Source organism: Porphyromonas loveana (assembly GCF_003096695.1).
Taxonomy (GTDB): domain Bacteria; phylum Bacteroidota; class Bacteroidia; order Bacteroidales; family Porphyromonadaceae; genus Porphyromonas; species Porphyromonas loveana.
The window spans coordinates 202018-226458 of record NZ_QEKY01000001.1 but is presented as its reverse complement, the minus strand read 5'-3'; the positions used below and the strand labels follow the sequence as shown (position 1 = coordinate 226458).

17 protein-coding genes are annotated in these 24441 nt (G+C 49.6%); 7 read left to right on the top strand and 10 right to left on the bottom strand.

The genetic code is table 11. The features are described from left to right. Positions 1-604: 604 nt before the first annotated feature. Positions 605-2983 (top strand): toll/interleukin-1 receptor domain-containing protein, encoded by a 2379-nt coding sequence (locus C7382_RS00920; RefSeq protein ID WP_116678433.1) that lies wholly within the window; start codon positions 605-607, stop codon positions 2981-2983. A 28-nt stretch (positions 2984-3011) separates the two neighbouring features. On the opposite strand, the gene C7382_RS00915 is transcribed toward C7382_RS00920, so the two are convergent. From C7382_RS00915 to rsmA, 4 genes are read right to left on the bottom strand one after another with little or no spacing between them, the layout of a single operon-like run. Continuing rightward, positions 3012-4313 (bottom strand): hypothetical protein, encoded by a 1302-nt coding sequence (locus C7382_RS00915; protein WP_116678432.1) that lies wholly within the window; start codon positions 4311-4313, stop codon positions 3012-3014. Further along, positions 4310-5815 (bottom strand): polysaccharide biosynthesis C-terminal domain-containing protein, encoded by a 1506-nt coding sequence (locus C7382_RS00910; RefSeq protein ID WP_116678431.1) that lies wholly within the window; start codon positions 5813-5815, stop codon positions 4310-4312. The genes C7382_RS00915 and C7382_RS00910 overlap by 4 nt, the downstream gene beginning before the upstream one ends. Before the next feature lie 30 nt (positions 5816-5845). Next, on the bottom strand, positions 5846-7198 hold the full coding sequence (gene mgtE / locus C7382_RS00905; RefSeq protein WP_116678430.1) for a magnesium transporter: 1353 nt from the start codon (positions 7196-7198) through the stop codon (positions 5846-5848). Between the two features lie 35 nt (positions 7199-7233). Beyond that, positions 7234-8010, bottom strand: coding sequence for a 16S rRNA (adenine(1518)-N(6)/adenine(1519)-N(6))-dimethyltransferase RsmA (gene rsmA / locus C7382_RS00900; protein WP_116678429.1), 777 nt, complete (start codon positions 8008-8010; stop codon positions 7234-7236). A gap of 130 nt (positions 8011-8140) precedes the next feature. Here rsmA and C7382_RS00895 point away from each other — a divergent pair, with 130 nt between their 5' ends. The 3 genes from C7382_RS00895 (at position 8141) to fabD (ending at position 11665) form a co-directional block, all read left to right on the top strand. Then, positions 8141-9190 carry a lysylphosphatidylglycerol synthase transmembrane domain-containing protein gene (locus C7382_RS00895; RefSeq protein ID WP_116678428.1) on the top strand — a complete coding sequence of 350 codons (1050 nt, stop codon included), beginning with the start codon at positions 8141-8143 and terminating at the stop codon, positions 9188-9190. A 27-nt stretch (positions 9191-9217) separates the two neighbouring features. Then, on the top strand, positions 9218-10672 hold the full coding sequence (pepD, locus tag C7382_RS00890; protein ID WP_116678427.1) for an aminoacyl-histidine dipeptidase: 1455 nt from the start codon (positions 9218-9220) through the stop codon (positions 10670-10672). Positions 10673-10783: 111 nt separating this feature from the next. Further along, positions 10784-11665, top strand: a complete 882-nt coding sequence (gene fabD, locus C7382_RS00885) for an ACP S-malonyltransferase (protein WP_116678426.1) — start codon at positions 10784-10786, stop codon at positions 11663-11665. Positions 11666-11928: 263 nt separating this feature from the next. Here fabD and C7382_RS00880 read toward each other — a convergent pair whose 3' ends face one another. Together C7382_RS00880 and C7382_RS00875 are read right to left on the bottom strand one after the other, a co-directional pair. Further along, the gene (locus C7382_RS00880; protein WP_116678425.1) at positions 11929-12435 is read right to left on the bottom strand and encodes a methylated-DNA--[protein]-cysteine S-methyltransferase; all 507 of its coding nucleotides are present in this window, start codon (positions 12433-12435) and stop codon (positions 11929-11931) included. A gap of 248 nt (positions 12436-12683) precedes the next feature. After that, positions 12684-13286, bottom strand: coding sequence for a hypothetical protein (locus C7382_RS00875; RefSeq protein ID WP_243405613.1), 603 nt, complete (start codon positions 13284-13286; stop codon positions 12684-12686). 143 nt (positions 13287-13429) lie between these two features. On the opposite strand from C7382_RS00875, the gene pheS reads away from it, so the two are divergent. The 3 genes from pheS (at position 13430) to C7382_RS00860 (ending at position 16554) form a co-directional block, all read left to right on the top strand. Then, positions 13430-14455, top strand: coding sequence for a phenylalanine--tRNA ligase subunit alpha (gene pheS, locus C7382_RS00870; RefSeq protein WP_116678424.1), 1026 nt, complete (start codon positions 13430-13432; stop codon positions 14453-14455). Between the two features lie 26 nt (positions 14456-14481). Continuing rightward, on the top strand, positions 14482-15159 hold the full coding sequence (nth, locus tag C7382_RS00865; protein WP_116678423.1) for an endonuclease III: 678 nt from the start codon (positions 14482-14484) through the stop codon (positions 15157-15159). A gap of 75 nt (positions 15160-15234) precedes the next feature. Beyond that, the gene (locus C7382_RS00860; protein ID WP_116678422.1) at positions 15235-16554 is read left to right on the top strand and encodes a phosphatase PAP2 family protein; all 1320 of its coding nucleotides are present in this window, start codon (positions 15235-15237) and stop codon (positions 16552-16554) included. 483 nt (positions 16555-17037) lie between these two features. Here C7382_RS00860 and mfd read toward each other — a convergent pair whose 3' ends face one another. From mfd to C7382_RS00840, 4 genes are all read right to left on the bottom strand, one after another. Next, on the bottom strand, positions 17038-20385 hold the full coding sequence (gene mfd / locus C7382_RS00855) for a transcription-repair coupling factor (RefSeq protein ID WP_243405612.1): 3348 nt from the start codon (positions 20383-20385) through the stop codon (positions 17038-17040). 884 nt (positions 20386-21269) lie between these two features. After that, positions 21270-22121: a GLPGLI family protein gene (locus tag C7382_RS00850; RefSeq protein ID WP_165815101.1), complete on the bottom strand. Its 852-nt coding sequence runs from the start codon at positions 22119-22121 to the stop codon at positions 21270-21272. 86 nt (positions 22122-22207) lie between these two features. Next, on the bottom strand, positions 22208-22579 hold the full coding sequence (locus C7382_RS00845; RefSeq protein WP_116678419.1) for a hypothetical protein: 372 nt from the start codon (positions 22577-22579) through the stop codon (positions 22208-22210). A gap of 358 nt (positions 22580-22937) precedes the next feature. Further along, the gene (locus C7382_RS00840; RefSeq protein ID WP_116678418.1) at positions 22938-24437 is read right to left on the bottom strand and encodes a RagB/SusD family nutrient uptake outer membrane protein; all 1500 of its coding nucleotides are present in this window, start codon (positions 24435-24437) and stop codon (positions 22938-22940) included. Positions 24438-24441: the final 4 nt, after the last annotated feature.

Here is a 24441-nt window from a genome sequence, read left to right as displayed (position 1 = left end):
GCTTTTTCTGCTCTTTGTTCATCAACGGCGCTGTTTCCAACCCTTTTCGAGGCTTTCGGGCATTGACTGTATTTCCCTAATAGTAAATGCAAGACTCATAAAATGCCGATATATTTCGGATCGTACACCTCTAAAGAAAAACCGCACATCGAACAGCAAAATGCGTTCATTCGGCAATGCCTCCCTAAACATTCTTCGTTCATCAATTTACCCGCTAAACAGCTCGCAAGGATCGAACATAAACCAAACCATAGACCCAGAAAGAAGCTCAGGTACTGAACCTCGTTCGAACGTTTCTTTCTAAATCTGAACTAGTGTTGCATTGATCGGAGGGATGCGCATTATCCACCCGACAGCAATTCTAAAAAAATACTATCTTTGTAAAGATAACATTTCACATAAAAGACTATGCAAAAATGATAGAGCAAGAAATCATCAACTAGAAATGCAATAACACTTTCAAAATGCAGAAAAAAGTGCGGTAGCACTATAAAAATATCTAAATCTACAACCGTCTCAAAACAATAAATTCGACAAAGCGACATATCTAAAACAAACCACAACTCAACAAAAAACAATGCATAATATTTAAAAAACAAAAAAAATGAAAGTAGCAATATCATATACTAAGTCATCGGAAACGCACTTCGAAAAAATTCTAAACCTTACAGAACAACTGGGAAAAAATGGGATTGACTTCACGATAGATTACTATGACCTCCATTTAGGGGATGACGCATTTTACTTCATGGAAAACCTTATTTTTAATCATGATTATGTATTAGTTATATGCAACCAAGACTACAAAAACAAAGCCGACAGCTACAGTGGAGGTGTGGGAAATGAAGCAAGAAATCTCAGAGTAATATCTGGAGTACCTGAAAACAATAAAGTCATAGGGGTTGTCTTCGAGCATGATGAGAACCAGAAAGTAATCCTCCCAAATTTTCTCCGAGCAGGAGTATACGTAGACTTAACCGATGATAATGATTTCACAAGCAGGGACTTTTCTGAATTGATAAACCATCTTGTCGGGGTCAAAAGGATAAAACCAGCCATCATTCCTCGCCCTGATTTTCAGAATTTCACAACTTCCAATTGCAATAAACTCTCATTTTACAACAACATCAAAAACAAGCTAAAAAGAAAAATTAATCTCTCAACAAGAAGCATGGGCGTTATAAATAGAATTGCCGACTATTTTGAAGAGAATAAAATTGAAGATGCGTCAATAGTCAAATCAATATTAATAAAAGGAATAAGCGGAGAAGGGAAGACTGCAATTGCCACCGAATTTGCGTACAAATATGGGAGTCAATTCCACGGCTGTTTTTACCTTGATTGCAACTTTCCTCTTGATCAACAATTTTTAGAGCTATCATCTCCTCCCTTTCTTGACATCAAGGTACCTGACGAGATCGAAAAATCTAAACAAAACGACTATAGGATTAGCTTAGTTAAAGACTTTACAAACACCAACCCGACGCTACTCATCTTTGACAATGTCTACACATTGAGTGAAATTGATGAATTCCTCCCCAAATCGGGAAAATCAAGATCTATACTACTATCAAACGACCTATCGATTAGCAGCCCATATCTTATTGAAATTCCTGTTCCAAAATTGGACAAAGAAGAGGCTCTTGACATTCTATTATTCGGCTTCGAAAGAAATGATAGCGATAGCGGTGCAGCAATAGAAATTGCTTCATTTTTCGGGTTTTTACCATTTGCATTAGAGCTGGCAAATTCAGTTTTACGATCAGGCTGGCAAGATGTCTCTCTATCATTATTCTTACATCAATTAAAAGAAGATAGTCGCAAGTGGGAAAGCCTTTCAAGACAAGATGATCTTAACTTTGTACATAGTTCCCCTACAATCATTGCTCTTCAAGAAAACGCAATAAATCGGTTAGAAATAGACGATGAAACAGATGAAAAAGCAAGAGACATTCTCTCTGAAATCGGCTGCCTAGGGATTGCAAAAAAAGAACTTAATCTCTACCAGATAAAGGAAGACATGGGCTTCTCCTCCGAAGACAAGGATGTTAGAGAGTTTACAAAAATCAAAAAGAGATTATTATCTATTGGCATCGACAGCCTTGACGATCACTTCATTGTTCACACTTTAACAATGGAGTATCTCAAAGCACATTGCATAAAAAAAGACATTATTGAAAATCACATTAATAGGGAATTAGAAGAGCTCAAAAAAATTATCAACTACCAAATGCGCTTAGGGACATGGATAAACTGCTCCTCATCATTGCATGGAGCCAAAGAGCTAACACACCATATGTATGGACTATTTCCCTGTGGAACAAATGAGGAAGCAAATAAGATGATATTCTTCATTATTCAACTTTGGGAATGTTTCTACTTTTTCGGACTAGACAAAGAGTGCCTAGATATCATTGAACTTGGTTTATTAATCGATGAATCTAATAAGAACTTTGAACATCGAAAAATCAGGAAAGATGAATTACTATTTTACAAAGCAGTCTCTCTACATAGGGATGGTCTATTTGACAATGCAATGGAAATTTATTCCAATCTTCAACTTTATGACCCAGTAAAGGGAATCAAATCAATTTTATACGTGGGCGACATTTTCCGCCACAGAAAAGACCAGACAAACTCTCTCAATCAATATATCGGGGCAATAGAATCCTGCAACAAACTCAAAACACATTTGCCAAAATTCGAATATTTGTTTCTAAAATCTTTGGCCATGATACATTTGGGATACTTTTACAAAGAATTCAAAAATGAAGAAAAATTCCAAGAAACGCAATCGGAACTACACAAAGTATTAGAAGAATTAATGCAAGACGCTCCGGAAAACATTCGAAATAGCGATAACATTGAACGGTTTCCGTGGGAAATATACCAATATCTTTTATTAGGTGACAACAACTATAGGCCTCTACATACATATTTAAAAATTCGAACAATAGAAGAACAAGAAGAACAAGCTTTGTAATCCTCTATTGGTGTCCATTCACAAAAAACTAGGAGAGGAGGGTCTCGATGATGGTGGCGGATGCGGTGCGACCGTCTGCAGGCAAGAGATAGTCGTGGATAAAGGCTTGACGTCGTTCGGCTAAGGGGTCGGGGCGATGCGAGGCAATGCCTTGCAAGAAAGCATCGATATCGGATACGCTGTCGGCCAGAGTATGGAGGGCAAAGGCCTCTTGTGCAGCCCGATTGAGTCCGTGAGGGAGTCGGCCGTTCTTCCGCATAAAGAGGGCAGGACGTCCCGTTATCTGGTATTCTACAGTGAAGGCACTACAGTCGTGCACAAGCGCGGCAGAACGGCAGAAGAGTTCGATATATGCACCCTCGTTCAGCTCAGTGTGGGGCATTTCGTTCCATGCTTGATAGTAACGATCTGTTCGCTCACGCCCCCAGCTATCTAAGTTGTAGAGCTTGGTCTTGAGAATGGGATGAGGCTTGAAGACAAATCGCAGCCGCCCCTCATACTTCTGCGCCAGCTGCAAGAAAGCATCGGCATAATCCAGAAAGTTGGAGAGACTGTAGCCCCACGGTTCGATAGAATGGTGCGGTGCTATAATGACAAGGGGCAGTCCGTCATCCTCCAATCGGTCTTGTCGATCCATCGCCTGTCGGAAAGCATCGAAAAGCGGTGCCCCACTCACCACCCCATTGCTCCCTCGCAATCGGGAAAGACGTGAATAGATGCGCAAATCCTCCTCCGAAACCAAGAAGTAATAGGACAAGAGGTTGTGAAACAGCAAGTCGTACCAGTCGGGATACTCCTCCAACGGATAACCATAGAGGGCATAACAAGAGAGAACATCGGGGAAAGCTCGCTGACGCAGAGCCGGTGGAAGCTGAATATCGTACGGAGTAGTATAAAAGATAAAGTCCGGAGCGAAATCCGTCCGTATATCTCGGATCTCACCATCCGCCTGACAGGCAGAGACAGGATCGAAACCCTTGGAACGGAAATGGCTGAGCGTCTTCTGCAAGAGAGCTTCCCGCTCATCGACAGGTAAATTGTCCGCAGGGCAGACAACCAAAGTCGGACGAATGCGCGGGTGCTGCCGCATCGCTGCAAAAAGGGCATCGTACTTCCACATAGAGTCGTATACAGCCAAGAAGACGACGGAGAGTGATTCCCGACCAGCCAACGCCTCTTTCTGTCGGGCTATGCGAGCCTGCGCTTCGCGGATAAGTCGTGGCTCAACGGTCAGTCGCCGCAAGGAACGCTTCCCCTCGGTGATGGCATATTGCAGTCGCTTCGGGGACTTGGCGTAGAGACGGGAGGTAATTTGTCGGAGGAGACTCATCGGCGACGGAGGCATTTATCTACTGCTCTACCAAATTCAGGTGAGATGCGCAGGGCATAGACTGCTGCAAGAGCACCCAGCCCGATGGGAATCGAACGAAGCGGGATGTCGATCCACGGAGAGGTAACGTGGGGTATCAGAGCATTGAGACCGAAAAGGAGGGCAAAGAGAGCAACCAGACGGAACAATGCCGGCGAGAAAGGCGAAGCATGGAGCTTGCGACCGATCATAAATTGCTGCACGCCATAACTCAAGAATGTGGTGATAAGCGTAGCGATGGCAGCTCCATTGATACCGAGGATGGGGATGAGCCAGAGGTTGGTGAGGACGGCCAAGATGGTAACCAGAAAGGTGTAGTAGAGATTCCAATGATAGTACTTGGAGCAACTCACGATGGGATTGCCATAGTTCAGCAGGATCTCGATCATCTTGGCCATGCCTAAAAAGAAGACTACGTACTTCCCTGCAGCATAGAGATGTCCATTGGGCAGGATAGCAAAGATGCTGTCGATATTGAACCAAATGAGGAGGAAGATGAGTCCGCCCGATAGCAGTTGATGCAGGGAGACACGTTTGAAAAGCTCGTCGGCCTTGGCCAAATCGTTCCGTTTCATCGCTTCCGCCATGAGCGGCGTGGAGACGCTGAGGAGCGAACGAGAGGGAATCTCCACAACGGCCACCATATAGAAAGCAATGGAGAATATACCGCCCGAATCGAGTCCGCCCTCATCCAGAGAACTGACCATAAAAAGATCCAAACGGCTACTCAGCTTACTGCCGATGCTTGCCACAACGTAAAAGAGGGTATAGCGGAGGAAGTTGCGTTTGAGCTCCGGCGTGAGGAAACCCCGATTGCGCCGCAGATTGACCCGACCAATGCGTCGGATATACCCCAACATCAGCAGCATACATAGGGCATAGGCCGCAATAAAGATGGAGATGAACAGCTCCAGACTCACAAAACGGAAGGCATAGAGCAGGTAAACGCCTATGAGTAGCAATCTGAGTACCACCTCGCGAATCAACTTGGGGATGGCTATCCGCATCAATTGGGTGGCATATAATTCGAACACCAACCAGAAGAGCATGAAGACAAAAAGCGGAATGATGGCATAGTAGAAGTCCACCAACTCCGGGCTATTGCGGCTGAACATGGCGACAAAGGGGCCTTTGGCCAATAGCATCAGCAGGGACATCAGGATGCCTCCGACCGATGCCACCGTCATCATATAATAGAAGTAACCATTGTCGCGCACGCCATCGGGCGACGCTTCTCGGTCTCCATTCTGGAAGTAGGGATAGAAGCGGAATGCAGAAGAATTGAGTCCCAAGAGCGCGAAGCTGCTGATGAGCGTCGCAGCCTCGACGATATTGCGGGTGAGGCCGATATCCTTGGGAGTCAGGAATTCGGTAATAATCAAGAAAGTGGTCAGAAAGCCGATAAAGGCTCCCACATAGCTGACCAACGTTCCTTTGATGCTTTGGCGCTCGACGATTCCCATAGGGTGCTGTGCTCTTCCTTATTTTTCAGATTATAATGCTTGCGCCAAGGCCGTAGCCACGAGCATATAGATCATCATCCCGATGAGGTCATTGGTGATGGTGATGAAGGGGCCGGTGGCAATGGCCGGATCGATCTTCAGCCTATCGAGCATCATCGGGACAAGGGTGCCGAATATGCTGGCAAACAAAACCACAGAAAACAAGCTGATGGACACGGCAGACATCACGAGAACATCACCAAGAAAGAAATAGTTGAAGAGGAAAACAACCAAGCTGATGATGGAAGCATTGATAAGCGCAACGATAAACTCCTTGACAACAAGACTCCAGAGCTTGGCCTGCTTGAGGCTGTTATTGGCCAACCCTTGTACCACGATAGCCGAGGACTGGATACCCACATTGCCACCAGTACCACCGATCAGGGGAATGAAGAGTGCCATCTTGGGGTTTGAAGCAAATAGGGAGTCGAATCCACCCAGCAGAATCGAATTGGTCAGTCCGCCCACCATACCGATCAGTAACCACGGGAGGCGAGCTGCCGTCTGCATATAGACCTTGTCCGAAGCCTCGATGTCCTGCGAGATACCGGAAGCCAACTGATAGTCACGTTCGTGCTGCTCACGAATCTCATCGAGGACGTCGTCAATGGTGATACGCCCCAGCAAACGACCTATGCTGTCCACAACAGGCAGGGCTACGAGGTCGTACTTCTCTATCTTCTCCGCCACCTCTTCAATAGGGTCGTTGTCTTTGACCGAGATCGGCTCCTCTTTCATCACATACTTAATCTTCGAGGCAGAAGGGCTTGTGATCAGCTTCTTGAGCGGCAGCACACCTTTCAGACGCTCTTCGTCATCTATCACATAGACATAGTAGATCTCGTCCACATCCTCGGCCTGCATACGCATCTCATCGATACACTTGGGCATACTCCAGTTCTCATTGACGATGATCATCTCCGTACCCATGATACTACCGGCCGTATCATCCTCGTACTTGAGCAGGTCGATAATGTCTCCTGCTTGCTCGATGTCCGTCACCTGGCTGAGGATCTCATCCTGCTGCTCTTCATCCAATTCGCGGATCAGCTCAGCAGCGTCGTCGGTCTCCAGATTGCCGACGAACTTGCCGGCAATGGTCTCGGATGGAATCTGTTCGAGAACCTTGTTACGTTCATCTTCATCCAACTCAAGGAGTACCAAACCGGCTTTCTCTCCATCAAGCAAGAGATAGAGATAAACCGCTTCGTCAAGATCCAACTCATCGTATAGATCGGCAATATCCTCGGGGTGAAGCCGACTCATGAGTTCGAGAGCCTCGGCATCGCGCTTTTGGTCGATGATCTCTCGTAGGTTATGAAGATATTCTTTCGTGAAGTCCATAACGTTGTGGGTTTCTGGCTAAAAAACGAAGTGTGTTATGCCTGTAGCATAAGTGTGAGTGCGATGAACTCATCCGGAGACAATTGCTCGGGACGTCGGCCGAAAACAGGATCGTCCAATTTGTCAAATCCCGTCGGGATCATACTCTTGAGCGAATTGCGCAACGTCTTGCGACGCTGTCCGAAAGCTATTTTGACCACCGTCTTCAGAGCTTTCTCGCTACAGGGTAATTCTTTGCGCTCGTTGCGAACGAGTCTGATGACACCGCTTTGTACTTTGGGCGGGGGATCAAAAACCTGTGCATCCACTGTGAATAGATATTCCACATCATACCACAATTGGAGCAAGACACTGAGAATACCGTAATCCTTCTTCCCGGGGGGAGATGCCAAACGCATAGCGACCTCACGCTGGAGCATGCCGGAGCAACAGGGTATCTGTTCTCGCACTTCGAGCAAACGGAAAAAGATTTGGCTGGAGATATTATAGGGATAATTACCGATGAGACAGTACTGACCACCCTCGGGAAAGAGTTCTTCCAAGGGATAGTGTAAGAAGTCACCGGCTATGATGCGACCGGATAACTCCGGAAACTCTTCCTGCAAATAAGAGACCGACTCTTTGTCGATTTCGATGACGCGTACATCATGCCCTTTGCGCAAGAGAAACTGTGTGAGTACTCCCATCCCGGGTCCAATTTCCAAGACAGGTAGCTCTTTATGCTCTGCGAGGGTATCTGCGATCCGCTCGGCTATACTGAGATCGCAGAGGAAGTGTTGGCCGAGGGCCTTCTTCGCCTTGACTCGTGTCATGAATATAAATTCTTATATTTGCGTTGTTTAGAAAATGCTAAGGTACGATATTTTGATTGTTATTTTTGTCCTATCATACTTTCAGCGATCTAAATAAGAAATAGTTTGGTCAAGATAAGCACAAAACTGAATGACTAATAATACAGAGCAAGATATAGAGTCGGTAGCAAGCACCAGCAAATGGAAATCCGTTGCCAAGGTACTCATACCCCTTGCTATAGGCGGCTTACTCCTGTGGTTGGTGTACCGCAAAATGGACTTCTCGGCCATCGGAAAGATCGTCTTGGATGGCGTCAACTATTATATCATCGCTTTCTCCCTCTTGTTCGGCCTCGTAGCCAACTGCATCCGTGGCCTGCGCTGGCAGCTTCTCATCGAGCCTATCGCAACACCTCACCCCCGTAAGATCAATGCTATCCTTACTACGTTGGGCAATTATACCGTCAATATGGCGCTACCACGTGCCGGCGAGTTTTGGCGTTGTGCCGAGGAGAGCCGCTACGAGAAGATACCCTTCCCCCAATTGTTGGGCACGCTCTTTATGGATCGTATCATGGACTTGGTGACGGTGGGACTCATTACCCTTGGCATCATGATGGGTTTCCAAGGCTTCTTCGATGCTTTCTTTGCTCGCAATCCGCAGCTCACGCAAGGCTTCTTCGCCATCTTCAATTCTATTTGGCTGTATGTAGCCATCATCGGCCTCGGTATCATCTTTTTCCTGCTGTACAAATACCTCTCACACGTAGGCCCCATCCGTAAGATCGTAACACTCATCGGACGCATACTAGAAGGCCTGCGTTCCATTTGGCTTATGGAGCGCAAGTGGCTCTTCATCCTCTACTCCATCCTCCTCTGGGTGGGCTACTTCTTCTACTTCTACACCACTTTCTTTGCTTTCGACTTCACTCGGTCGCTGGGTATGGGCGTAGGGCTTATCAGCTTTGCGATGAGCAGTATAGCCGTGGCCGTCCCCGTACAAGGAGGTGTAGGGCCGTGGCACTTCATGGTCATAGCTTCGCTTGTAGCCTTCGGCGTCACCAAAGAAGATGCCGGAGCCTTTGCATTGGTCGTGCACACGACTCAGACGATATGGACGACGGCCGTAGGCTTCGTAGCCATCGGGCTACTCCCCTTCGTCAATAAGAACTACAATCGCATAACTCAATCAAACAAATAACATCCACCTAAAATACTTTTCATAGTTATGGCAACAGAGATCAAGAACCTCCAACCCCAAGCCGTCTGGGACTACTTCTATGACCTGACGCAAATACCTCGTCCGACAGGACAGATGGATGAAGTGACCAAGTACGTATTCGACTTCGGCAAAAAGCTCGGTCTAGTGACAGAGCAGGACGAAGTGGGCAACGTAATCATCCGCAAACCTGCCACTGCAGGAATGGAAAACAAACCTATCGTCACCCTCCAAGCTCACTTGGATATGGTGCCTCAGAAGAATTCCGATACCAAGCATGACTTCGCCAAAGACCCCATTGACGCCTATATTGACGGGGAATGGGTGAAAGCCAAGGGCACTACACTCGGAGCCGACAACGGCATAGGCGTAGCCTACGCAATGGCCGCGATGGCAGACAATACGCTCAAGCACGGCCCGTTGGAAGCTCTCTTCACTATCGACGAAGAGGTGGGTATGGATGGAGCCAACGGACTCAAGCCGGGCTTCTCCCGTGGAGACATCTTGATCAATATCGACTCTGAAGCCGAAGGCAAACTCTTCGTAGGCTGTGCCGGAGGTGTGGACGTCAATGTCTCACTCGAATATAAGGAAGAAGAACTCGCCTCTCCCGAAGAGATCGGCGTGAAGGTATCGCTCACAGGACTCAAAGGCGGCCACTCCGGTGTGGACATCCACCTTGGCCGCGCCAACGCCAATAAGCTCATGGCCCGATTCCTCAAAGAAGCCATCGGATTCTACGGTGCCCGTCTGGCTTGGATAGAGGGAGGCTCGCTCCGCAACGCTATTCCTCGCGAAGCCTTTGCAGTCATCACCATACAAGAAGATGATGCAGAAGCCTTGTGGGAACTCGTATCCGACTACCAAGACCTCTTCCGCAAGGAGTTCAATGGTATAGAAGAGAATATCAAGTTCGAAGCCGGCCGCATCGAATGCCCTAAGGCTATTATGCCCGAGGAGATCCATGACGCCCTCATCAATGCCGTAGAGGCTTGCGTCAATGGTCCCCAATCCATGCTACAAGACTTCCCCGGCACGGTAGAATCTTCTACCAACTTAGCACTGATCACGGCTAAGGATGGCAAAGTGTCCGTTCGCTTCCTCGTGCGCAGCTCTTCCGAATCGCGCAAAATGTGGGTGGCATCAGCTATTGAGAGTGCCTTCTCTCTGGCAGGAGCACGAGTAGAGTTCGACGCTTCATACAACGGATGGCAGCCCAATATCAAGTCACACATCCTCGATGTGATGAGCCACGCTTTCGAAAACTATTATGGCAAGAAACCCGAAGTACTCGTCATGCACGCAGGACTAGAGTGTGGCATCATCCAAGGAGCCATGCCGGATATGGACATGATATCCGTAGGGCCCGAAATCCGCTTCCCGCACTCTCCGGACGAAATGGTTCACATCCAATCCGTAGCCCGCACATGGGAGATACTAACGAAAGTATTAGAACAAGTATAATCATTCCCTTCACCTCTGTACCTCCGGTACTTTTAGGTACTCCTTTATGGGTAAGAAGAGTATCGTGATGGCAGAGAGTGATCGTAAACAAAGACAATAAGACAAGAACAGATGAAAGCATTTGTATTTCCCGGACAGGGAGCACAGTTTGTCGGCATGGGTAAAGATCTGTACGAACAGAACCCCGAAGCCAAAGCCTATTTCGAAAAAGCCAATGAGATTCTGGGCTTCCGCATCACGGACATCCTCTTCAACGGCACAGCCGAAGAGCTGAAAGAAACCAAAGTAACCCAACCGGCTATTTTCCTTCACTCGGTGATTCTGGCCAAGACGATGGGTGAAGACTTCCGTCCCGACATGGTGGCAGGCCACTCACTCGGCGAATTTTCTGCCCTTGTGGCTGCAGGAGCCATGACTTTCGAGGATGGTCTCCGTCTCGTCTCCAAGCGTGCCATGGCTATGCAGAAGGCTTGCGAGATACGTCCTTCTACGATGGCGGCCGTACTCGGTCTGCCCGATGAGAAGGTAGAGGAGATATGCGCACAGGTCACTGACGAAGTGGTAGTGCCCGCCAACTACAACTGCCCCGGCCAGATCGTTATTTCCGGTTCGGTGGAAGGCGTGGACAAGGCTTGCGAGCTCCTCAAAGAAGCCGGAGCCAAGCGTGCTCTCAAATTGGCTGTAGGTGGAGCTTTCCACTCTCCGCTAATGGAACCTGCTCGCGAAGAACTGGCCAAAGCCATCGAAGGGACTACGATCAGCCGCCCCGTCTGCCCAATTTATCAGAACGTTACAGCCTCGGCAGTAACGGACCCTGCTGAGATCAAGAAGAATCTGATAGCACAGCTGACAGCACCGGTACGTTGGACACAGAGCGTACTCAACATGACTGCAGACGGTGCTGATTACTTCATGGAACTGGGCCCCGGAACCGTACTCCAAGGTTTGGTCAAGAAGATTTCGCCCAACACTACGACAGAGGGACGTCAATAATCCCTTTAGGATTCCAATATAAAAAGAGAGGAGCAAGGCACGGTGCCTTGCTCCTCTCTTTTTATGCTCGCAGCCGACAGACACTGCGACGGTTGTCGTCAGGCATATCATAGTCCTGGGTGTCACCACCGCTGCTTTCTCTTTTCATTACTCAGAGAAGGCAGAACATAACCTCCATGAAAAATAAAAATCATGGAAGGATCTCAATGGAGGACATCTTCCGTATTAGGCAGAAAAGCCTCGTCAACAAACTATGCGGATGCCTATAGAGCTCTTTCGAGGCGGAGCAGAAACTCCTTCTTGTCCAGCCCGCCGCCGTAACCCGTGAGGCTGTGGTCGCTGCCGATGACGCGGTGGCAGGGTACGAGGATGGAGATCGGATTGGCTCCGTTGGCATTCGCTACGGCCCTTACAGCCGTCGGGTGATCTATCCGCTGTGCGAGCGCGGCATACGAGATCGTGACCCCGTAAGGGATGCGCACCAACTCTTCCCACACGCGCTGTCGGAAGGCTGTGCCGGCAAAGAGGAGCGGAATGTCGAAGGTGGTCCTCTCACCGTCGAAGTATTCGTCTAATTGGGATATCGTCTTGGCGACGACGGGCGAGAGACTCTCCTCGTAGGTGGCGCACAGTCTTTGCTGTAGTCGGCTGTCGATAACCTCCCGACGCCCTTTCGCCACCCAGTCGCACATACAGAGCTTCTCCTCCACGGATCCGAGTATCAGCTCCCCGCAGGGCGATTGGTAGTATTGTATTTGAATCGTCTTCATGTCCTTCTAATCTATGTTTCTGCACTCCGCTTTTGCCGCCACAGCGGTACTGCAGCGTTGATTTGAGGGCTTGTTCGGATTTTTCGTGCCGATAAATCCGAAATTACTGCGCCATTGTCTTGCCAAAAGCCGCGCCATTTCATTTTCGATTTGGCGCCAAAACTTTTGAGAAATGGCGTCAAATCGAAAAAGTTTACGCGCGTGTTCTCATCCCCCTGTGGCGCGCATTTTTCGGAGAAATGCGTGTCTTATTTTTTGAGCCTTACCGCTCCGGGTTTGCCGGCTTTGATGTAGGCATTCATGGAGGAGATGTCATGCGGATTGCATCGGCTGCGGTCGCATCGGTACATTTCCGTAAACGGATCGGCATCTACGATGTGGTTGAGCAAGTCGTGCTCCGAAGGGATACCCTTGATAGCGAAATACTGCTCGTAAGTATAGCTCACGAATGCCGAGGTGGGTCCCACGCCGCGGCGGTCCAACAGATAGCCATCGGCAAGCTCTATCGGTGTGCTGAGGCCATCGCCTATCAGGAGATCCGACGGAGCGGGACGAGCCACCACGTGCTGCTTGTCGGGCGTGAGCGTGATGGGCACCAAATTCTTGTAGTCGCCACGCGTCTTGTAGATGATGATGGGGGCGAGAGCCATGGAAGCTGTGCCGTTCTCTATACGTCCCGACTGATCCTCTCCGCCCATCATGGCGGGTTGGTAGGACGTTCCGGACTGAGCATTGGGGTTTTCGGTCTGTGTCATTGCTGTAGGACTGGTCGTTTGATTCGATTTGCATCCCCCGTACATGAGTGCGGCAGCAGCCAAGAGGGAGATCGTGATAATGGTACGTTTCATCATTTTGCTATTGTGATAGGAGGCGGCACATCGGACGAAAAATCGCGAGATAGCCGCGCCATTACTAATATGTTGCGCCTAAGATAATGGAAAAAACCTCTACCTTTGTTTCTATATCCCAATATCAGCACTTGTATCGTAACGATATGAAAGAAAAAATCAATCAACTCTTACACGAAATAAGCCAGAGCGTGGCCGCTTCCGTCGAAGAGACAGAAGCCCTGCGCATCAAGTATCTCAGTAAGAAAGGCGTGATAGCTCGTCTCTTCGATGACTTCCGGCTCGTGCCCGCCGAGGAGAAAAAACAAATCGGCCAGATGCTCAACGAGCTGAAGACTCGCGCCCAAGAGCATATCAATGCCCTCCGCGAGCGTGTGCAGGCCGGTGCAGCAAGCGATGCTGCGGACGAGCTGGACCTCACCCGCACGGCCTATCCCACGCGATTGGGCACGCGCCATCCCCTCTCCCTGGTGAAGCAGGAGATATGCGACATCTTTGCCCGTCTCGGATTCAGCATAGCCGACGGCCCCGAGATAGAGGACGACTGGCATGTATTCTCATCGATGAACTTCGCCGAGGACCATCCGGCGCGCGATATGCAGGACACCTTCTTCATCGAGTACCGCCCCGATGTAATCCTCCGTACGCATACCTCCAGTGTGCAGAGCCGGGTGATGGAGAAGACGCAGCCCCCCATTCGCGTGATCTGCCCGGGGCGCACCTATCGCAACGAGGCCATCTCTTATCGCGCCCACTGCTTCTTCCATCAGGTGGAGGCGCTCTATGTGGACAAGAATGTTTCGTTTGCCGACCTCCGACAGGTACTGCTCTACTTCGCGCAAGAGATGTTTGGCCCCGATACCAAGATACGTCTGCGCCCGTCCTACTTCCCCTTTACCGAACCGTCGGCCGAGATGGACATCTCTTGCAACATCTGCGGCGGCAAAGGCTGCAACTTCTGCAAGCATACGGGCTGGGTGGAAATCCTCGGTTGTGGCATGGTGGACCCGAACGTACTCGACAATTGCGGCATAGACAGCAAGGTGTACAGCGGCTATGCGCTGGGAATGGGTATCGAGCGTATCACCAACCTCAAGTATCGCGTCAAAGACTTGCGTCTCTTCTCCGAGAACGATCTCCACTTCTTGGAGCAGTTCAAGAGCGTTCACTAATCCCCCTCTCAGAGAGTCCCCATCCGATGCGTAAAGAGGAACGATACAAGGCTGTGATCGACTGGTTTGCCCGTCACGTGCCCGATGCCGATACGGAGCTGCACTACCAAGACCCTTTCCAACTCTTGGTTGCTGTCATCCTCTCGGCTCAGTGCACCGACAAGCGCGTCAATATGGTCACGCCGGCACTCTTCCGTGCCTATCCCACAGCAGAGGACATGGCACGTGCTTCGGCAGAGGACTTGCTCCACTACATCAGCAGTGTCAGCTATCCCAACAACAAGGCCAAGCATCTGGCCGGCATGGCACGAATGCTCCTGTCGGACTTCGGAGGAGTCGTGCCGGCTGAGGTGGCGGAGCTGACCAAGCTCCCCGGCGTAGGGCGCAAGACGGCCAACGTCATCGCCTCGGTCGTCTTCGGCAAACCGGCGATGGCCGTGGACACGCATGTATTCCGCGTGTCCAATCGGATAGGACTGACGACTAATTCGAAGACTCCGCTGGAGACTGAGCGCGAACTCGTGCGTCATATACCCGAAGAGCTGATCCCCCGGGCACATCACTGGCTCATCTTGCATGGGCGGTACATCTGTCTGGCTCGGAAACCGAAGTGCGACGACTGTGGCATCGCTCCGTTCTGTCTCCACTATGCAAGGATTCGCAAGAAAGCTGCAGAGTCCGATATACCTCACAATAAGAACTGACAAACACGTCCGAACCTCCCGGCTGAGACGGTGTTGCCGATCGTCACCGTCGGATAAGGGGAGGCTTGATTATCAATGAAACGGAAGAGTCTTCTTCTTTTTATTCTCCTATCACTCTTTTGCCTCCACGTCTGCGCCCAGACGGACACAGTCGGCGTGGCCGATTCGGCCGCACGAGCCACTCCGCTACGCAGCATCCATCATCACAAGCCTTTCAACGGCACACTCAAGCACGGGCTTCCGCTGGTGGCGGCTTCCGCCCTCTCCATCAATGTGGACGACAACATCCGCGAACTGCGCTTCACGGGAGCACATTCTTTCCATACCAAGGTGGACAACGTGAGCCAGTTCATCCCGTTGGCCACACAACTCTCACTCCGCACCGTCGGTTACCGAGGACGTAGCGACACGTGGGGGAAGATGCTCTTGTCCGATGCGCTCGGTATGGGATTGATGGCGGGCTTTGTCTATGTGGGGAAGACTACCTTCGGACGGTTGCGCCCCGATATGACGGCGGCCAATTCTTACCCTTCGGGGCATACGGCCACGGCCTTTGCCAGCGCCACCCTTTTGCATTTGGAGTATGGCGAACGCTGTCCGTGGATTAGCGTGGCCGGATATACGATGGCTTCCCTCACGGGGCTGAGCCGCATCGCCAACAACAGACATTGGGCCAGCGATGTACTTTGTGGGGCTGCCGTCGGGATCTTTGCCGCCGAAATGGGCTATTGGATCAGCGACCTGCTCTTCCGCTCCCCCACAGGGTACAACTACAGCATTACCCAACGGCAGGAAGGGACGCTGCAGTCGGCAGCCATTACGGTAGCCGCCGGCAACAGACACATTCGGCAGCTTATCCACGAAGGCAATACGGTCGTGGAGCGAGCCGATGCTTTCGGCGTCACACTCGCGGCAAGCTGCCATCCGAGCTTTGCGCGCTGGATGCGTTTCGGCACGCTCCTGAACGTATCCACCGAGAAATTGCATCTGCGAGACGGGGGCAGACCGGCAAAAACCTATGTGGCTCCGGCCATCTCTGTCGGGCTGAGCGTAGGAGCACATTGGCGTCCTTGGTCGTCGGCATCGGTATGGGGCGCCTTCGTCCCTTCGGTATTGATCCCGACAGACTTCACTCGAGAGGAAGGAGAAACGGAAGAGATGTCCTTCGAGCTGCATCGACGCTCCGGCTTTCAGCCTATATTCCGCGTTGGTATGGCGCAAGAGCTCACAAACAGAATGGGGGTAGAAGTATTCGTCGGCTACCAATTGGGGCGTGCCCAATATCATCTGCACAAAAAAGTCCGCTCACAGACGATCGTTCTCGACAAAACTTCCGCCCCATACAGAGGTTGGGACCTGGGAATCGGCTTGCAACTCTATCCCTTCAGAGACTGACATGCCGGTGTACCCGAGCGAAATCGCTCAGAAAAACCCCGACATCATCCATCCGGACAAGAAATATCGCCTTGGAAATACGACTTACGCAAATCGCGCATAAGTCGCTGACAATTAGCGCGTTTCAATAAGCACCGTACGCCTACGCTGGTCTCCTGCATCGTGCAGGAAGGCGTCGTACGCCTACGCCGGTCTCCTGCATCGTGCAGGAAGGTGTCGTACGCCTACGCTGGTCTCCTGCATCGTGCAGGAAGGTGTCGTACGCCTACGCCGGTCTCCTGCATCGTGCAGGAAGGCGTCGTACGCCTACGCCGGTCTCCTGCATCGTGCAGGGAGGCATCGTATGCCTACGATCGGTTCTTAGGCCGTTACATCGCTCCGTCTACGCAATCTGATTATACCCATCCGTACCAAAGAGAAGACCCTGCAGAAGTCCGAAGGCTTCTACAGGGTCGGAATAATAAGCTCTCGTAAATTCTTACGCTACGCATCAGTAGTGGCAATGGCTTTACAAACATCGCAAGCTGTCAGCACGTCATTCACCTCTCGGATTCGCACGATTCGTTTCCCTCCCGTTTGCCTGATCTCGCACCGACGCGTATGTGCAGCGATGTACGCAAGCAGTCGGCCGAAGGCCTCGCTCTGATAGTACGGGCTGTCCTCCTTGCTGATGAGATGCAGGCTCATTTGTCCGCCACGCAGCACAATCTTCTCGATCCCGAGCGAACGCCCCAGTTGGCGCAGATGCGGCACGCGGATCAGCTCCTCCCCTTCGGGCGGTATTTGTCCGAAGCGGTCCTTCATCCTCTCCCTGAAAGCCTCCAACTCCTCATCCGTAGAGAGATTATCCAACTCGCGATACAACAGAATTCGCTCCGAATCCAACGGGACGTAGTCCTCGGCAAATGACAGCTCCATATCGCTCTCCACTGTCGTCTCCACGACGAACTGCGCTGCCGACACCTTGGCCTTCTCGTCGGTGGCATACAGTTCGGCAAACTCCTCGGCCTTGAGCTCTCGCACCGCTTCGTCGAAGACCTTGCTATAGGCTTCGTAACCGAGATCGGCGATGAAGCCGCTCTGCTCGGCACCCAATACATTGCCTGCCCCTCTTATGTCCAAATCCTGCAGAGCAATCCGGATGCCGCTTCCGAGGTCGCTGAAGTTTTCGATGGCTTGCAGACGGCGGCGCGAATCGTCCGGCAGCACGCCCAAAGGAGGACTCAGCAGATAGCAGAAGGCTTTCTTATTGCTCCGGCCCACTCGACCGCGGAGCTGGTGCAGCTCGCTGAGGCCATAGCGGTGGGCATCGTTGATGATGATCGTATTCGCATTGGGCACGTCGATACCGTTTTCTATGATCGTAGTGGCCACGAGCACGTCATATTCGTAGTGGACGAAGTCCAGAATGAGGCGCTCCAGCTCGGCCGGTGCCATACGTCCGTGCCCGACGGCTACGCGTGCGTCCGGCACCTCGTGGCGGATGATGGCAGCTATCTCTTCTATATTCTCAATGCGATTGTGCACGACAAAGGCCTGCCCGTTGCGCGACATTTCGAAGTTGACAGCTTCGCGCAAAATGTCGGGGCTGAAGCGTGCCAATTCAGTGGCGATCGGATAACGATTGGGCGGTGGTGTGCTGATATTGGAGAGATCGCGCGCACCCATCAGCGAGAACTGTAGCGTTCGCGGGATGGGGGTGGCCGACATCGTCAGCGTGTCCACATTGACCTGCAGTTTGCGCAGTTTCTCCTTGACCGCAACGCCGAACTTCTGCTCCTCGTCGATAATGAGGAGACCGAGATCGCGGAAGTGCACATCATTGCTCACAAGCCGGTGCGTGCCGATGACAATATCAATCTGCCCCGCTGCCAAATCGTGTAGCACGGCTTTGACATCCTTGGCCGATCGGCCTCGTGAGATGTATTCGATCCGCACGGGAAACTGCCGGAGCCTCTCGCTGAAAGTGCGGTAATGCTGATAGGCCAACACCGTGGTGGGGACCAAGACGGCGACTTGCTTGCCATCAGTCGCAGCCTTGAAGGCAGCGCGTATGGCCACCTCTGTTTTGCCGAATCCGACATCGCCGCAGATAAGCCGATCCATCGGTCGGTCGCTCTCCATATCAGCCTTTACCTCTGTGGTCGCACGTTCCTGATCCGGCGTGTCCTCGTAGATGAACGAAGCCTCCAATTCGTGCTGCAGGTAGCTGTCGGGGCTGAAAGCAAAGCCCTTCTCCTCCCGTCTGCGGGCATAAAGACGGATGAGATCGCGGGCAATGTCCTTGACGCGTGTCTTCGTGCGATCCTTGATCTTCTGCCAAGCACCCGAGCCCAGGCGGCTCAGCTCTACGCCCGTGGCGTTCTCTCCACCCTTATACTTGGACAGCTTGTGGAGGCTGTGCAGATTGACGAAGATAATGTCGTTGTTGCGGTAGATCAGCTTGATGACTTCCTGCCGCTTACCTCCCGTGTCCATCGTGATAAGGCCGCCGAACTGACCGATGCCGTGATCGATGTGCACGATGTAATCTCCCGTGCTGAACTGATTGAGCTCTTTGAGCGAGAGCGTCACCTTGCCCGAGCGGGCCTTGTCGCTCTTGAGGTTGTACTTGTGGTAACGGTCGAATAGCTGATGATCCGTCAGGACGGCCAGACGCGCTGTCTCGTCCGTAAATCCGGCATGCAGTGTCACGGACAGATGCTCAGGCAGCAAATCCGTTCGCCCACGCTCGGCCAATATCTCGCCCACCCGCTCGTATTGCTTGTCCGAGGCAGTCGCCAGCAGGAGTTTGTATCCGGCTTCTTTCCATTCATCCAGCTGATCAATGAGGAGATCGAAGTTCTTATGAAAGAGCGGCTGCGACTGCATGCGAAAGCCGATTCTATAGTTGCCGCTTCGACCGCTCCCCACAGCTATCGTACAAAACGCTTCCAGCCCGCTCATGAGCGTGCTCGGCGGCGTGAGCTTACGCTGCATGTCCTCCAAAGAGGCGAAGCCCTCGCCGTCATCGAACAGGGGCGGATCCGTATAAATGCTCTGGAAACGCTCCTCCAGAAAAGATCTGTCGGGAAGCACGATGATGGTATCCTTCGGCAGGATGGAGAGAAAACTTTCCTCGGCATGTTCGTCTCCGGCCACATCGGGCATCAGAAGGGCTTCAGTCAGCGTCTGAACGGACAGCTGACTCTCCACTTCGAATAGACGAATACTCTCCACTTCATCGTCGAAGAAGTCGATACGCATCGGCAGCTCGCGACTATAAGAGAAGACATCAAGCAAACTCCCACGCATCGCAAATTGGCCGGGCTCATACACATAGTCTGTGCGTTCGAATCCCCATTGAACGAGGAGTTCGCGTACGAACTCCCGATCCAAACGGTCACCTTGTCGGATGCTTTGCTTTTCGCGCTCCAACGTCGCTACGGCTACGACGCACTCCGCCACCGCTTCGGGATAGGAGACGATGAGCGGACAGTTTCCCTGTCCTGATAGTTCTGCTAAGGTCCCGGCACGCAGCACTTGTTGAGCCGAATCGGTATGACCGTATTTGACAGCCCTCTTGTAAGACGAGGGAAAGAATAGCGCAGTACCCTCCCCTCCGAATTGCTCAAGATCGGAATACAAATAACCGGCCTCCTCCATGTCGGAAGCGATGCAGAGGATCGGCCGATTCCGACTTCGGAGTCCATGGACTATAATAGATTGAGAGGAGCCCCGCAGGCCATCCAGCGCAATGAACCGCTCCTTCTCAAGAGCTTTGGTCAATGCCTGCACACCTGCATGACTTTGAAAGAGGGAAGTTATGTCGTTTCGTTCAGCACGTTTCATCAGCCAATATGTTAGTAACCTGCCGCATCAAAGGAGAAACCAATAAAAATCAGCGACTGCAAGATCTGTTCCACCACAAGAGCACACAACAAAGATATACTAAGAAGAGGATTCCGAGCAGAAATGTTTTCGCGCCTAATAGCATAAATGCGGATTTGGCTTAGATATGCAGTTCGTGAGAAAGCTCCCTTTTTGCTACATTTGCACGTCGGCAATGGATGATTTCCAGAGTACACAAGATTACATATAAATATAAGCTCTTTCCAAACCGAAACGAAACTACGGACAGTAAATGATGACAATGAGGAAACATAGAAGCCTATTAGCAACTTGCGGGACTTGTCCGGTGCCCATCTCTTTTCTTTGCTTGCGAGGCTATGCTGCGCGACAGAGAGGGAATTCATTCAGAAACAAGGTAGATAAGGAGGAATAGACGCAGATAGATATTACCAAGCATAACCCCGTTGCATTCGGCATCGAATGCAACGGGGTTTTTCATTCCGGTCTACTCAAGCAAGCTTTCAGAGTATGTAACCTTTATAAAATCCATCTCCAATCTTTATGAGTTTACAGTCTAACATCATAATTATTGAAAACGATATTTATAAATATTGAAATTAGGATTTATAAAGATCATCATCCTAAGCCCTAAGAATCGGTTTTTGGCTGTTGGAACCTCTTTTTCCGTTTCTTACAGCTCATCAGATAGCCATTCCAACTACTACTTATTTAGAATGAGTCCAAACAAGTTTAAACGAATCCTCGTTGTGGATAAGTTTTTAGGCACGAGAATATGCGAAGTAAACAAGCAGTAGACAATCAAACCCCGCCTAAATTGGGGCCTTCACTCGTTGCAGAAGAGAAATTTCTCGTCCCGCGATCTATCAATACCGCTCAATAGGATTATAGGGTATCTCCTCCTTGATGAATTTTCCCTCGTCAATCTCAAAAAGGATGTTGCGATGCCTTTCTATAATCTGTCTCCAAGCCTGTTCCTTATTCCCAAAAGACTCATTACTACTACGGATCCAAAATATAGGATCTTCATTACCTCTTTCCGGAATAATCGCTCTCAGTGAGAAAACAAATTCTCCTTCAGCATCGGCAATCTCAAAGATCAAGCCGGGCAAGCCCCCGAAAACGTACGGCCCCAACTTATATGAAAGTTCTGGCGAGAACCATGCCGTATAGACTCGTCCTCCATATATACAGGTTGCCTTATGGCACCTATAACCATGGATTATTTTCTCCTCTTTAGAAGTAGTATCCCAATCAAACGAGACTTGTTCTTCGTCATAAGAATAGAATTCGCCAAGTTCGGTTCCAAGCCGTACTACATTGCGCCCCAAGGTCGGATAATCCCTAAAAACCTGATTCCTGAAAACAATCTTAGAAAAAAGCGAGAATTGGTAGCTCGCGACTTCACTCGCTATGGCTTGATGCTCCATTCTTCTTGCCATTTGATCATGCAAGGAGTCGGTATAATGCTGGAAGAAATCGACAAATTTGCTTGATTTCTTTCCTATCTGGAGCAGGGTTACCCCTCTCTTTACATTCTCGTCAAGCGTATCTTGCTTTATTGTTGTGTCATAATAGACACGCAAAACACATCTATCCAAAAAATCTTTTTTGAGGGTATCAATCTTAAAACCCTCCAAAGTAACCTCTTGGGCAAAGGAACAGAGCAAATTAAACGATATAATGAGGAGGCCGATTCCAAGTCGATAGAATTTCATTGTCATATACTTTAAACGATCAAGGGCTGCTTGATCTGTGAGTAGCTCACGATGGATCAAACAGCCCCAAAGATCGGAAGAAAGGGTTACTTCATTGTATCTTTTTGAGCTTCCACCCCTTTCGAGAATGGCTGTGTAGTCCCCACGATACACGGGCGACCAGATTCACAGAATCTATTTGCTGCAATTCTCGCTTGATTTGCTACATTGTTTGGATCATGATAATTTCCTTGGATCTTCAAATTAAAGATACAAGATCTACCATCTGAGCAGAAAACCGTCACCTGAACAAGACCATCTCCAAGATCTAGGCAGTAAAAGTTGGTAAGATAAGCTACACTTGCCACATTTGTAACTGTTGAGACACTAACAACTCTTGAAGTTTTGGTAACATCTGTCGCATTAGCTGCAGAGAACATCGTCGCGACCAAAAAAATTCCTAACAAAAAATTTTTCATCTTCTTTCTGTTTTAGGGTTGACATTATATGAGATATTATCATCCGCCGACAAGATACAAAAAAACAACTACTACGATAATCGTTTGTATAAAAACTGTATTTTTCATATCCTGCACATTTCACTGATAAGTGCAACACTAATTTAAATTTAAGAAGAAACGTTCGAAGGGTGTTCTATTGTTTAATTTCTGTTCAATCATAGCGAGCTGTTTGGGAGTTATATCGATGAAGAACTTAGAGTGCATCCTCCAAATTTGACATAGAGGTGCACATATTGTAAGAATGCGCATTCCTCAAAAAAGAAAGGGGCATCACAATAGATGCCCCAACCTTTATAGAAATTCAATAAGTTATATCTTATTGTTTCGGCCAGTTACGAACGAGAGCTGTGTTCACTGTGAGATCACGATTGGGTATTTCCCAAGTGAAGGCATAGAATCCTGCAGGGACGCGAGTAGGATCCGGAGTATCAAGAACTTTCGGTGTGGCAATCTTATGAAGGATTGCTTGAACCGGAGATACTACTACATCCATTTTCCAACGGATCAAGTCATTAAGACGTGAACCTTCACCGATCAACTCACGAGTACGCTCATCCTTCAGTATCTGCATATAGTCTGTGCCCGAAACTTCAGCACCACGAGACTTACTCAACTTTTTGAGAAGCTCCATCGCTTCTGCGGTATTGCCGGTCATAATGTCAGCTTCTGCAAGGATAAGATACGCTTCAGCAAGAGAGAAGAAACGGCAGCCTATTCTGAAATTTTCCTTCGAAGAATCTTCTCGCAAGTCAGGATCCCCGAGGAACTTAGACACTACATAACCCTTGCCACCATCTCCATTCACACCTTTGAAGATATAAGTACTCTTACGGTAGTCTGCGTCATTATAGAGATCACAAACCCACTGCAGAGGAGTAACACGAGGATTGTAGCGAATACTGTTACCAACCAAAGATGCACCTGTCAAATCTTGGTAAGTGAAACTACCAGTCGTTACAGATGCATAACCACGGAAGATGAGTTCGGGATTTGCACTGGCTTTTCTATATGCGGCAGCAAAATCGTCAGCAGAAGTTACAGAAATGAGGTTGTACTTCTGATAGAACGCTCTAATGTCAGCAGCTGCATCTGTATAATTTCCCATCAGCATATGTACACGAGCACGTACGCCAAGTGCGAAGTCACGACTGACATAGATGTTGTTGCTGTTTGTTTCTGCCAATGCAGGAATAGCTTCGTTCAGCAGACTCAAGATGTAATCATACGTCTCCTTTTGGGTTGCACGTGCACCACTTGCCCATGGATCGTATTCCTTTACCAAAACAACGCCTAAATTCTGAGGAGAAGTAGTTGCATTTGCATCATAGGGATAAGCGAAACGCTCCATAAGACGGTACAAAGCTAAAGCCTGTAAAGTCTTGGCCTCTGCCAAATAAATAAGCGCATTGGCTTTATCTACTTCTGTTTTATAGATGCCACCAGCATATGCTTTGGTCACGTTACCAACAAAAGCATTAGCCTGCTGGATCAATCTATTAAAATAAAAGTAGTAGTTTTCCGCATGGTCTGCAGACTCGATTCGAGAAACATTCCAAGTTACATAAGGTGTTGCGTGACCGCCATCACCCTGCATTACAGCGTACATGTCCGACATATATTCTGAAAGGGTGTATCTATTGGGCTGTTCTGCATCCCGAAGAATCGAATATAATCCGTCCCGGTACTGCAGCGTGGTGGCCATGTCCTCATAGGGCTGCTGGATATCAGAATTGTAGGGAGTGCGATCCAAGTCACAAGCGGTAAAGCTTGAGACAAGCAGCAAACCAGCCACTGCAAAATTAAATATCTTTTTCATTTTC